This is a genomic window from Clostridioides sp. ES-S-0005-03, assembly GCF_020658455.1.
Lineage (GTDB): Bacteria > Bacillota > Clostridia > Peptostreptococcales > Peptostreptococcaceae > Clostridioides.
On the sequence record NZ_JACVWI010000001.1, the window covers coordinates 1,169,271 to 1,181,721 of the forward strand.

Consider the following 12,451-nt stretch of genomic DNA (forward strand, 5'->3'; position numbering starts at 1 on the left):
AACTATCTACCTCCTAATCTAGCTGCAGATAATTTTACAGCTTCTATAATTTTTATATATCCTGTGCATCTGCAGAGATTTTCTTTAAAAGCCTCTCTAATCTCATCTTCACTAGGAGATGAATTTCTATTTAAAAGAGCTTGTGTAGTTATAATCATGCCAGGAGTGCAATATCCACATTGTACAGCTCCAACTTCTATAAAAGCTTCTTGTATTGGATGAAGATTTTCTCCATTAGCAAAACTTTCTATAGTGTATATAACTTTATCTTCACAGTTCCTTGCAAGAAGTTTACAAGATTTTATATCTACTCCATCTATCAAAACTTTACATGCTCCACAACTGCCACTATTACAACCTTGTTTCGCTCCAGTTAGATTTAATTTTTCACGAAGTACATGCAAAAGAGTTTCATTCTTTTCAACTTCTACTTCATACATGTAATCATTAATATTTAATTTTATTTTTTCCATTTTCTCCTCCTACAGATAAACTAATGTTGTAATAGAATATTATTACAAGTTTGTTTTTATACTAGTATAAGCTATTCCACTTATGCCCTTCCATTCTATTAGTTACATTAGCTCTCTTACATAATTCTTCTGCTGCATGTTGAGCATTCAATAAGACTTGTTCTTCACTTTCAATTGTAGTAACTCTACCATTTTCAAGTATTATATTTCCATCAACTAAGACACTTTCTACATTGTGCATACTAGCTGAGTATACCAAAGTTGATACAGGATTGTGAAGAGGTATTGATTTTGGAGAAAGCATTGAGTTAAATATTACTAAATCAGCTTTTTTTCCAACCTCTAAAGAACCTATTTCATCTTCCATTCTAAGAGTTCTTGCTCCCTCAATTGTAGCCATTTCAAGGACTTTTTCTGCAGAAATTGCAAGAGGGTCACAATTGTTTACCTTATGTTGTAAAGCTGTTAATTTCATAAGTTCTACCATATCTTGTGCATTGTTACTTGCTGCACCATCAAGACCTAAGCTTACATTTATACCCTTCTTTAACATTTCTGGAACAGGTGCAACACCAGAAGCAAGATACATATTACTTGCAACATTATGAGAAACTTTTATATCATACTTTTTAAGCATTTCCATGTCCTCATCAGTTATACATACACAATGCACTGCTACAACCTCTGGACCTACTATTCCCCATTTTTCAAGTAATTTTATATCTATTTCCCCATGTATATCTTTTGTTGCTGTTCTTGCAAATTCAGTTTCAGAAATATGAACTGTGAAGTATGAATCATACTCTTTGACTATATTCCAAAGCATTTTACCCATTTCTTCAGATATAGCCCACATTGAAGAAGGTGCTACACAAATTTTTATTCTTCCATTTTCTGAATTATGATATTTTTCAAATACTCTTCTCAAATCCTTTTCAACCGTTTCCACGTCTTCTATAAGCTCTTTATGAATACCTAAATCTATACAGCCCCTACCAACTACTCCTCTTATACCTAAATCTTTATATGCTTTTACTATTCCATCTGTAAGTCCTGGTCTATTATGTGTATGCATATAATCAACCATTGTAGTTATACCACTTTTTAAACCTTCCATACATCCAAGCATTGCAGCATCATAGGTATCTTGTTCTGTCAAGAACTTTGCTGATGGAAACATCATTGTGTTTAACCATTCATGAAGTGCCATGTCGTCTCCTAGACCTTTTAATAATACTTGGAATAGATGATTATGAGTGTTTATAAATCCAGGGAATATCACTTTTCCTTTAGCATCTATAACCTTTTTAACATCAGTATACTTCACCTCAACATCATCTGTATTTCCTATATCTAAGATTCTGTCACCTTGAATAGCTATTGCTCCATCAAATATAACTTCTCTATTTTTATTAACTGTAACAACTATTGCATTTTTTATTAGTATATCAATCATCTTAAATCCCCCTTTTAATACTTTCATTACAACATTTTATCACATAGCTTTCTCATATCATATCTAATACATTTATCCAATATTTTCCTCAAGATTTGAAGTAACGTTTTCAGCTTTCTTACTTCCTTTTAGTTTAAATAGTGTTTGAAGTAATATAGCTATTATTGCTCCAGAAACTATACTTGAGCCTCCTAGGACAGTTCCAATTGTTGCTGGAAATTGGTCTAAAACTTGTGGAGCAGTTGTAAGACCCATGCTTGTTGCTATAGATACTCCTGCTATAAGATTATTTTCTTCAGTAAAACCATCCATACTCATAATAGAAAAACCAGACATTGCTATTGATGAAAATACTACTAAAGTTGCTCCACCAACAACACAAGATGGTATAGTTGTCATTATTGCTCCTAATGCTGGAGATATTCCTGCTAGCAATAATACAAGTGCTCCTAATGCTATTACAAATCTACTTGTAACTTTATTCATAGATACAATTACTGTGTTTTGGCTGAATACTCCAGTTGGAAGAGCTGCAAATAGTGATGAAATTATAGAAGTTACAGAGTTTCCTAAAACAACTGATGATAACTCTTCATCAGTTACCTCTCTGTCCATTGCACCTATTGTTGCTATTGTACACGCACCCATCATATCAGCTATACCTATTATGTAAATAATAGTAAACATTACTATTAACTCTGGTCTAAATTCCAATCCAAAAGCTGCTGGTGTTGGCAAAGATACTATAGCTGCACCTTTAACTGCAGAAAAATCAACTAATCCTAAAACTAAAGATATAGCATATCCTACTAATATTCCAATTAATATTGAAGAGTTTTTAACTAAGCCTTTACCATACTTATTTATCATTATTATTACAAAAGCAACTATAACTCCTACTATAAAATTTATTGGACTTCCAAATGTTTGTGCACCTTCTCCTCCTGCTAAATTCTTTATAGCTGTTGCAAATAATCCAAGTCCCATACATGCTATTATAGTTCCAGAAACTATAGAAGTGAATATATGTCTAATTTTCTTAACTGCAAATCCTACAAAGAATACGATTACCCCAGCAGCAATTTGTGCTCCAAATAGAGCTGCTAAACCGTCTTTAGCTGCTACAGAAAGACAGGCCCCTAAAAATACATAACTCATTCCCATCATTACAGGTAATCTTGAACCTAATTTAAATCCTTTAAATAAAGGTATTGGATATAATTGTAAAAACGTTGCCAAACCTGCTGCTAACATAGAGCCTTGAATCAACATCGTCGCTTGCCCCTGGTTAAGTCCTACCACGTTTGCTATTAATATTGCAGGCACCATATTTCCTACTATCATTGCTAACAAATGTTGTAAAGCTAAAGGTACCGATTCCTTTAGTGGTGGTATCCCATCCACATCATATTTTGAAGTATTACGTGTTTTCATAAAATAAATCCTCCCATACATAAATATCTTGACTAAATATTTTATAATTATTTTCTATAAATATTTTTATGACCATGAATTTATTGCTCAACCGATAACCACAGCTAAACTGAGCTATTTTTATAAAAATTTAACAAACGTGCAAATATACCCTCCCCGATTTTCTTTTTGACTAAACATTAAATGTCTGATGTATACTCTTTATTAAATTTCTTATTAAAATGAATAGCTATCTGAAGTAATCTAACAATCTCATAATAAAATAATTTAAACAACCCTTTTAAATTATCATTTTTTAATTAGCCTTTTCCATAACAGCTCTTTCTTTAGCTTCATCTTCTAGACTTTTATTTGGTATTATTAGATTTAAAACAAATGCAACCAATGTCGCAATTACTATTGGAGATTCTCCAAATACTAACTTTACAAATGGAGGAAATGCTTCCTGTGCTGCCGGAACTGATGTTATTCCCATACCTAAAGCTATTGCCAAACCTACAATAGTAATATTCCTTGATGACAATTCTTCTGTAATAATTAACTTTATACCTGTCATTGTTATCATACTGAATATAGATATTGTAGCCCCTCCTAAAACAGAATATGGTATAGTTGTCATCAATGCACCAAACTTAGGTACAAATCCCGATAATAACATAAATATACCAGCTATTCCAAGTACAAATCTGCTTATTACTTTGTTCATAGCTACCATACCTACATTTTGACTATATGATGATGGTGGTAAACCTCCAAACAAAGCACCTATCATAGTACAAATTCCACTTCCTATTACTCCACTTGACAGTTCTTTATCTGTTATATTTCTATCCATACCTCCCATTGTAGTAGCTGACAAATCTCCAATTGCTTGAACAGCATTGATTATACTTACAATTACTACAGAGATTACTACTGGTATATCAAATTTAAGTCCAAATTCAAGTGGCTTAGGTATAGCAAACCAAGCTGCCTCTCTAATAGGGTCAAAATTTATTATGCCCAAAACTAAAGATACACAATATCCAACTATAATTCCCAAAAATATTGCTGCCAATTTTGCATAACCTTTTGCAAATTGACTAAGACCTATAACTACCACTAGTGTTATAGCTGCTACTGCCCAATTTTGCATAGAGCCATAAGTAGGGCTATTTACACCACCTGCCATATAATTTATTGCTATAGGATATAAAGATAATCCAATTGTAAAAACTACTGTTCCTGCAACTATATTAGGAAAAAATTTTCTTATCTTTTTTATAAATATTCCTATTAATACTGTAGCCACTCCCCCTATTAATTGTGCTCCCAATATGCTCGCTAGTCCATAACTTCCTCCAACTGCTACGAGTGTTGGCACATAAGTAAAACCGACTCCAAAAATTATAGGCAATCTTGAACCAATATTTACTATTGGATATAGTTGTATAAGTGTTGATATTCCAGCTATTATTAATGCATATTGCACTAAAAGTGTTATTTGTGTGGCACTAGCACCAACAGCTCCTCCCACAACTATAGGTACTGTGACAGTTCCAACTATCATTGCTAGTATATGCTGCATTGATAGTGGTAAACACTTTAAAATTGGTGGCCTTCCATCAATATCAAACATAGATACACTTTTTTGATATTTACTCAAGGTTATCACTCCCAACTATTTTTTAATGACAGTTATTATTCAACATCCTTTCTTTTTTATTTTGTCATCTTGATTTAATATGAAGCAATTATAATGCCAATATTTTAACAAAATTGTTTTACATATATAATTTTTATTATATTTGTTAGTATTTAATAATTTGATAAAGCATTTCTTTTTTTAAATTCTTTCAAATTTTTTTTATTTTTGGATAATAAAATCTTATTACAAAAAAAATCACTTAGAAAATAGTTTTTCAAGTGATTTTTATCAATTTTATAATTTCAAATTTTAGAATTGAGAATTAAAAGAATAATTACTATACATCTATCTTTCTATACAATGTTGCTAGCGATATTCCAAGCTTTTTAGCAGCTAACTTTTTAGATTTAGTATCATTTCCATAAAACTTTAATACCTTTTTTATATATGCTCTCTCAAATTCTTCAAGGGTAAGTATATCTTGTTCCATATTTATTTCATAGTCACTTTCCTCAAGTAATTTTATATTTATTTTGTTTAACTTAAAATATTCAATTATCTTTCTATTTATTATACCTTTATGTATTATCCCATCTTCTTCAAGAAGATTTAAAGCCAATTCTATAGTGTTTTCTAATTCTCTTATATTTCCTGGCCACGGATATTTAAGCAGCATATGTTCTACATCTGGCTCTATATGGTATACATTTTTTTTCATCTTCCTTGAATATTTATCTATAAAATTATTTATTAATATTTGTATATCATCTCCTCTATCTCTAAGAGGAGGTACTTCTAGAGGTATTACATTCAATCTATAATATAAGTCTTCTCTAAATTTATTTTCTTTAACCAACTCAAATAAATCTCTATTAGTAGCTGATATAATTCTAACATCTATATCAATTAGTTCATTTGAACCTATTCTTGTAAACTTCTTTTCCTGTAACACTCTCAAAAGCTTTGATTGTAATTGAATTGGCATATCCCCTATCTCATCTAGAAATACAACTCCTCCATTAGCTAATTCAAATTTACCAATTTTGCCTTTTGAATCTGCCCCACTAAAAGCTCCTTTTGTATACCCAAAAAGTTCACTTTCTAGCAAGGGCTCTGGTATAGCAGCACAGTTTATAGCAACGAATGTTTTATTCCCTCTGTTTCCTGCGAGATGAATGGCTCTTGCTATTAACTCTTTTCCAGTGCCACTTTCTCCAGTTATCGCTACAGTAGAATCACTATTTCCAATTTTACAAATTCTATTTTTAAGAGCAAGCATTACATCAGACTCCCCAATTATAGAGTCTACTGTTGTTGTTCCCCAAATATTGTATACTTCCATTCCACCATACATTACTGAATCACTGTGTTTATCCATAAAATATCAACTCCAAATAAGTATTATATATAATCATCATTTAAATTATCTATTTAATTATATCATAACAGAAAAGCTTAGTTATAATTTTACAATAATATTTTAATTTTCAAATGAAGCTTAAGAAAAAATATACCTACTTAAATTTCAATTTAGCAGGTATACTTTCTTTATTTTGCAAGCATTCTATGCTAAATAAGCAATTATAGTGCCATGTTTAACATCTAAAATAGTTTACAAAAATTTTCATTTATTATTTTTTTATAGTTCTTATATGCTATAAAATTGTTTATTGCTTTATACAATGTATTTTTATTATTTTTATAATTCTTATTTTTAAAATTTATAATTAAAAATTATTTTTTTCAAATCAGATATGGTGTTTTTTATATTATCCAATCTTACAGTTTTTGCTTCTATAAATTTACCTTTAAACGACTCCAATAATCTCCAAGAGCTATAATTTTTATCTTTTTTAATACAAGGATATAATAATATACACCTTTTTGCATTTTCATAAGATGTTATATATGCATACATCTGATATATATCACTTGATCTATAGAAGATATTTGAATCCAATTCAATAGCTTTCCATTTTGTATCAATTATGATTTCAGATTCATATTTTGAATCATATAAAACTATATCTGGTCTTAAATTAAAAGTTTTCTTTCCTGTTTGCTCATTTTTTAAAAGAAATTTACTTTTATCTTGTATATACGTTTCTCTAAATTCATTATTCCATATATTTTTTATTAAGTTTCCGATATATTCTTCATATAAAATGTTTATTTCAAATAATATAGAAAATGCATCTTGATTATTTTCGCTGTTATCCATCGATAAATTTAAAAGTATAAGTTTCGCCAATGAGTAACAATCTTTAAATCTATCATTATTTTTATAAAATTTGTAATCCAATAGTTCTTCTCTATTTATATAAACTAAGTCCACATTATAAAAATAACTCAAAATTTTTTTTATCTTATTTTGAATTAAATTGTCATTTACTCTACATAATATAGATACACATGCCTTTTTTAAAACTTGATTCAAAAAATTATTTTCGCTATACTCATCATATTCACATTTTATTTTCATTGGAGATATATTTTTTTCTCTTGCATATTTACTTATTAATATCTTGCCTTTTACAACATTCGAATTATCTATCTTATTTATATATTCAAAATAAATCCCTCTCTTAATTTGCATTTGCATACTTTCAATAAAATACATAACAAAAAAATTCATGAGATTATAATTTTTTAAACTTGATTTTATATTTTCGTTTATTATAATTGGAATCTTATTACATGTAGAAAGCATTTGTAATAGCATTTCTCTATCTTTTACAATATCATTACTTAATGACAGCTTTGGAAGTATCTCCAATATTACATTTTCAAAATATATAACACCTACATAATTTATGAATCTCAGTTTTTTATATCTGATATCTATTATATTACTCTTTAACACATCATTATTATTATCCAGATATTTAAGTAATTTTTCATATTCAGTTTCTGTAAGTTCATTTTCACCATTACCTACTTTTATCCATTCATAAGTTTCCTTTACATATATATTTTTACTCATATATATTTTTTAACTCCTCAATAGATATATTTCGTTTTATACAATAATTAACTTTACTTTCCATTATTGATGAATTATTATTTTTAAATAATTTAGATGCTGTGATTTCTTCCTTATAAACAATATATTTGTCATTTTCATTTTTACCTATACCACCTAAAATAAGTCCTACTTTTTCTGAGTCATAATAGAAATATTCTTGAAGAAGTGGTATTATTTTTTTTCTAAATACGGCCACTATATCATCAATATTTTCTACATTTAGTAAGTAGGCCTGTCCAATAACATGGTCTCTATCATATAAAAACTCTATTCTCTTATTAATTGTATATAGCATATTTTTAACATCTATTCCATCTACAACGGACAATAAATCATAGTCTGGCATAATTTCTTCAAAAGCAAATCTTCTTCTCAAAGCTATATCTAAAAGAGCTATGGATTTATCTGATGTATTCATAGTACCAATTATATATAAATTTGGAGGTAGAGAAAATCTTTCTTTTGAATATGGTAGTTTTACGATAGTTTGATTTGATTTAGTAAGTCTTTTATCATCTTCTAATAATGTTATTAATTCCCCAAATATTTTAGATATATTTCCTCTATTGATTTCATCTATTATTAAAACATAGTTTTCTGATTCTTCAAAATTAAAGTTCTCAACATCTTTTATATTATCAAGTACCAACATCTTTTTTCTTGCCTTTACATCTTCTATAGTTAAAGTATCTTTTTCTAACTCAAGATTTAGCTTCTTTTCAAGTTTCAACCCATCGTAACATGCTTCTATAGATATTTCCTTCAATATACCATCTTCTGGCTTAAAATTACCTTCACCATCGGATTTGAGACCTTCTATAAACTCTTCATATCCATATGATTGATGAAAAGTACAAAATTCTACATTATTTTTATAATCTACATAACTTGTACAATCATTATTTTTTAAACTAGTTTCATTTATTAAATTATAAACTATTTGTTTTGCATTATATGTTTTACCCGTCCCTGGTGGACCATAAAGTATGGTATTTAATGGAATTTTATTAATACATCTTTTTATATATTTTTCAACTAAATTATTATTTTCAAAGATAACCCATGCATTTCCATCAATATTCTCTTTTTCATTTTCTATCCATTCTACAGGTAAAAAACATCCACCTTCTGAAGTAGTTATTTTGTCTTTATCAAAACCCTCTTTAACTTGACAAACACCAAATAAGCTTTTCATTGTATGGTCATTTTCGTAACTTACTTTTTCGCTATTATATACTAGAATATAATCATCTGTATTTATATTTTTCAAGTTTTCTAATTGTTCTAAATTAGTGGGTTGAATAAACAGTTCTTCATTCTCTACACACTTATCTACATCTATATAATAATAGTTTTTTAGGTACCATTTATTATTGTCATTTTCTTCTATTCTTTTTTTTAATGATTTATTATGTTGCAATTTAATAATGTCTAAATATGTATTTATATCTTCATTATTTAATTTATAAAACTCACTCGTATATATTTTACAATTTAAAACTGTATCAAATGTGTACATCCATTTTATAGGTAATGTATGACCCAAGATATGACTTAATTCATAACCATTTTCAAAACTTTCTTCAACAATACCAATAAGAACACTATACTTAATTTTTTCTTCTACATTTTGATATGCCTTATATAGAAAATAATCTCCTTTTTTAACTGAAATAAATTTTTTTATAAAATCTTTGTCATTACAGTTCTCATTAATGTATTTTTCAGATTTTTTTCCCATATTAAGCACTTTTTTTAAATTTATTTTTATATCAAATCCCAATGCAATTATGCTTTCTTCTTTAAAAATTTGTGGTGTATCTGTCTCTTGATAAAAAAATTCTTCCATTAGCCAATACTCTGTAACATTTATATTTTCAGACATATACTTCTCCTTAATATCTAAAATACATTAATTATATAACATTCCCACTTTAATCTTTCCATCTAAATTTTCTTTTAAGTATAAAGAAAATATTATTTCATAGCCTTCTTCTACCTTACTTTGAATATTATTCATCAAATCATTTAATTCAACTAGTGAAAATTTATCATTTCCTTCAACAAAAACTATACCTTTTTTCCCAATAAATTCTTCACCAAAATGTTCCATATTTTCAAATAAAATATCTACTATTTCACTGTGCTGTTTTGAATCTTCAAATTCTTCAAAAGAATACTTAATCCCTTTATCACTTATAATAGCTTCTTTTAAATCACTTATATCTATATTTATCATACAAGAGTCTGAAATAGATTCTATCATAACATTCATCAAATCAACAAATTTTAAAATACTATTTTCATTGACTTTAAATTCTCTATTAATTCCTAAGTCATCTTTATTTTCTTCTTCTGAAGAATTTATACCTATAGATAAAATTCGTCTTTCATTAGACATGTATGAAATAGCTTTTATAACTTCTCGACTTTGTTTATCTTCAGTTGAATATGCTAAAAATAATATGTCAACTCCATCTAAAAGACTTCTAACATATTCTTTTTCAACCTCTTGATTCATAGTAATTTTTTCTATATCCATATTTATTTTTACTTTTTCTTCTATTTCATTTATTATATTAATACCTTTAGCTCCAATACCAATTATCTTAGCATTCTTATTAAAACTTTCCATTATAATATATATCTCCTTAATAATTATTTAATTTTAACATTTTTAAATATTATATCATATTTTCTTCATAAAAATATTTTAACTCTTTAGCCCTATCATAAAGTAATTTATTCATAAATTTTGGTTCTATAACTTTAGCATCTTTTCCTATTGAAAATAATGTAGATATCCACCAATCTATTTCTTCATACTTTATAAATTTACTAATTGTTCCACTTCCATTTTCATTTAATTCTATATCCAAATCTAAAAAACTTCTAGTTATTTTAGAAATACCTTCTTTTGTGAGTAATACATGCAAATGAACAATTTCACTAGTTTTCTTAGTAATTGCCATCTCTTCATTTAACTTGCTATATACTGAATCTAGCCAACTTTTCAAACTTATACATGCTTTTTTAGACTCTCCTACTTTTTCAATTTCCAGTACTTTGTCTATACGTATTAGTATAATATTATCACTTTCATAGTCATACACTGGTGAAAACCAAAATCCTTCATTTAAATATATACCTATTGGGCATATTTTTTTCTCCAGCAACTGATTTCCAGATTTATATTTGATATTTAAAACACAAGAGTTTGATGAAGACCTGAAAAATTCAGTCACAATATTGGCATCAATATTTTTATAATTAGCTATAAACTCAATATATTTTTCAATGTTGTTTATACCTATTTTTGCACTACTTTCACGATTATAATTTATTTTTTTAATTATAGAATCAATTTCTTTTTTTATGTGTGAAAAATTGTAAACTTGTAGTGACTTAAATGCAAAAACTATAGACATAACTTCTTTTTCTGTAAATATAACAGGAGGTATATAGCTATTATTTAATACTCTATAACCTCCATTTCTACCTTTTTCTGCTTTAATTGGAAGCCCCATTTCATTTAATTCTATTAAATATCGTTGAATAGTTTTAGTTGAAAGATTAAACTTCTCTGACAACTCTTTGATTGTAAACTTTTGTCTATCATTAATATATGTCCAAACATCAGTTAATCTCTTTATCTTTGACAAATAAAATCCCCCTTATAATAATACTATTCTTAATTCACACTAATTTTTAATCTACAAAATAACTTTCTGCACTCTAAAACTTAATATCAATGATATTTCTATATTTTTTCATTAAAAAACAAAAGAATGGTACTCCTACCAAGGTTACTACTACAAATTCTCCAAAACCTACTTGTATCATCGATAATATTAGAGGAAGTCCAAAAAATATATTTAACATTAATCCAACTACAATTGCATTTATGATAGTAGGCCATATAGAAGCTATAATTAATGTGCTTTTATTTTGACCGCCTAACTTTCTAGTAATATACACTAAACTTGCACTTACAAATGTGGCAAATGTTCCAAAAATTATATCAGGTACACCATATGGACCTATTACATTGGCTAAAAAACAACCTAATGTAAGACCTACTATATATCCCTTATCTAAAAATGCTAGAAGCATCATAATCTCGGCTATCCTAAATTGTATTGGTCCATAACTTATAAATCCTAATGATAAAGTTAAAACTGCATAAATTGATGTAACAACTGCTGTTACTGCTATATTGGTACTATTTCTTCTCATATATCTCTCCTAGTGAAAATTTTATTGCTAAAAATTAATAATATAATTTTATTTTATACAAAATTTATAAACTTAAACAATAATTTAAAATAAATAAATTATTTTAACGAACTATTTTATTAATCTAATTTATATTATACAATAGAATACATATAAAATTAAATAGTTAGATTTTAAATATATGTTATAATTATCATATA

Annotated in this window: 10 protein-coding genes; all 10 read right to left on the reverse strand. The window is 27.5% G+C overall.

Annotated elements, in window-relative coordinates; translation table 11 throughout:
• Positions 1-2: 2 nt before the first annotated feature.
• Positions 3-473: a (2Fe-2S)-binding protein gene (locus IC218_RS05620; RefSeq protein WP_227434737.1), complete on the reverse strand. Its 471-nt coding sequence runs from the start codon at positions 471-473 to the stop codon at positions 3-5.
• Between the two features lie 61 nt (positions 474-534).
• Entirely contained in the window at positions 535-1,929 is a 1,395-nt protein-coding gene (locus IC218_RS05625; protein ID WP_227434738.1) for an amidohydrolase family protein, read from the reverse strand.
• 72 nt (positions 1,930-2,001) lie between these two features.
• Positions 2,002-3,363 carry a uracil-xanthine permease family protein gene (locus tag IC218_RS05630; RefSeq protein WP_227434739.1) on the reverse strand — a complete coding sequence of 454 codons (1,362 nt, stop codon included), beginning with the start codon at positions 3,361-3,363 and terminating at the stop codon, positions 2,002-2,004.
• Between the two features lie 295 nt (positions 3,364-3,658).
• On the reverse strand, positions 3,659-4,981 hold the full coding sequence (locus IC218_RS05635) for a uracil-xanthine permease family protein (protein WP_227434942.1): 1,323 nt from the start codon (positions 4,979-4,981) through the stop codon (positions 3,659-3,661).
• Between the two features lie 346 nt (positions 4,982-5,327).
• A complete protein-coding gene (locus tag IC218_RS05640; protein ID WP_227434740.1) occupies positions 5,328-6,368 on the reverse strand; it encodes a sigma-54 interaction domain-containing protein in 1,041 nt (346 codons plus the stop codon).
• A 336-nt stretch (positions 6,369-6,704) separates the two neighbouring features.
• The gene (locus tag IC218_RS05645) at positions 6,705-7,973 is read right to left on the reverse strand and encodes an McrC family protein (RefSeq protein WP_227434741.1); all 1,269 of its coding nucleotides are present in this window, start codon (positions 7,971-7,973) and stop codon (positions 6,705-6,707) included.
• Positions 7,966-9,900, reverse strand: a complete 1,935-nt coding sequence (locus IC218_RS05650) for an McrB family protein (protein ID WP_227823994.1) — start codon at positions 9,898-9,900, stop codon at positions 7,966-7,968. The genes IC218_RS05645 and IC218_RS05650 overlap by 8 nt, the downstream gene beginning before the upstream one ends.
• 27 nt (positions 9,901-9,927) lie before the next feature.
• Positions 9,928-10,650: a cell division protein gene (locus IC218_RS05655; RefSeq protein WP_227434743.1), complete on the reverse strand. Its 723-nt coding sequence runs from the start codon at positions 10,648-10,650 to the stop codon at positions 9,928-9,930.
• A 49-nt stretch (positions 10,651-10,699) separates the two neighbouring features.
• Positions 10,700-11,677: a helix-turn-helix transcriptional regulator gene (locus IC218_RS05660; RefSeq protein ID WP_227482571.1), complete on the reverse strand. Its 978-nt coding sequence runs from the start codon at positions 11,675-11,677 to the stop codon at positions 10,700-10,702.
• 73 nt (positions 11,678-11,750) lie between these two features.
• A complete protein-coding gene (locus IC218_RS05665; RefSeq protein ID WP_227434745.1) occupies positions 11,751-12,251 on the reverse strand; it encodes a QueT transporter family protein in 501 nt (166 codons plus the stop codon).
• Positions 12,252-12,451: the final 200 nt, after the last annotated feature.

Coding starts and splice junctions, on each gene's coding strand:
- IC218_RS05620 (WP_227434737.1), bottom strand. CDS start 473: ATGGAAAAAATAAAATTAAATATTAATGATTACATGTATGAAGTAGAA.
- IC218_RS05625 (WP_227434738.1), bottom strand. CDS start 1,929: ATGATTGATATACTAATAAAAAATGCAATAGTTGTTACAGTTAATAAA.
- IC218_RS05630 (WP_227434739.1), bottom strand. CDS start 3,363: ATGAAAACACGTAATACTTCAAAATATGATGTGGATGGGATACCACCA.
- IC218_RS05635 (WP_227434942.1), bottom strand. CDS start 4,981: ATGTTTGATATTGATGGAAGGCCACCAATTTTAAAGTGTTTACCACTA.
- IC218_RS05640 (WP_227434740.1), bottom strand. CDS start 6,368: ATGGATAAACACAGTGATTCAGTAATGTATGGTGGAATGGAAGTATAC.
- IC218_RS05645 (WP_227434741.1), bottom strand. CDS start 7,973: ATGAGTAAAAATATATATGTAAAGGAAACTTATGAATGGATAAAAGTA.
- IC218_RS05650 (WP_227823994.1), bottom strand. CDS start 9,900: ATGTCTGAAAATATAAATGTTACAGAGTATTGGCTAATGGAAGAATTT.
- IC218_RS05655 (WP_227434743.1), bottom strand. CDS start 10,650: ATGGAAAGTTTTAATAAGAATGCTAAGATAATTGGTATTGGAGCTAAA.
- IC218_RS05665 (WP_227434745.1), bottom strand. CDS start 12,251: ATGAGAAGAAATAGTACCAATATAGCAGTAACAGCAGTTGTTACATCA.